General features: G+C 66.3%; 2 protein-coding genes. One reads left to right on the top strand and one right to left on the bottom strand.

Annotation, left to right across the window (positions count from 1 at the left end):
- Nucleotides 1-199, top strand: a 199-nt coding sequence (locus tag D5041_RS21940; RefSeq protein ID WP_265285839.1) for a SwmB domain-containing protein, incomplete at its 5' end; no start/stop codon positions are given.
- Here the strand turns inward: D5041_RS21940 and D5041_RS21935 are convergent.
- Nucleotides 152-350 (bottom strand): SwmB domain-containing protein (locus D5041_RS21935; protein ID WP_265285839.1); only part of this gene is annotated, 199 nt, incomplete at its 5' end. The two genes, D5041_RS21940 and D5041_RS21935, sit on opposite strands and share 48 nt — an antisense overlap.

Below are 350 nucleotides of genomic sequence, written 5' to 3'. Positions count from 1 at the left end.
GACGCTGACGCTGAGTCGCGCCGTGGCCAACTCTGAGAGCGTGACCGTCAGCTACACCAAGCCCGAATCCGGCAACGTGGTGGAGGACGCTGCGGGCAATGACGCAGCGGACTTCAGCAGTCAGACTGTGACCAACAACACGCCTGCGCCCTCACCTTCCCCTGCGCCCGGGCCCGGGCCCGGGCGCAGGGGAAGGTGAGGGCGCAGGCGTGTTGTTGGTCACAGTCTGACTGCTGAAGTCCGCTGCGTCATTGCCCGCAGCGTCCTCCACCACGTTGCCGGATTCGGGCTTGGTGTAGCTGACGGTCACGCTCTCAGAGTTGGCCACGGCGCGACTCAGCGTCAGCGTC

The sequence above is a fragment of the Verminephrobacter aporrectodeae subsp. tuberculatae genome (assembly GCF_026127385.1).
Classification (GTDB): Bacteria; Pseudomonadota; Gammaproteobacteria; order Burkholderiales; family Burkholderiaceae_C; genus Acidovorax; species Acidovorax aporrectodeae.
The sequence above is the reverse complement of the archived record's forward strand: the minus strand, read 5'-3'. Positions and strand labels throughout refer to the sequence as shown.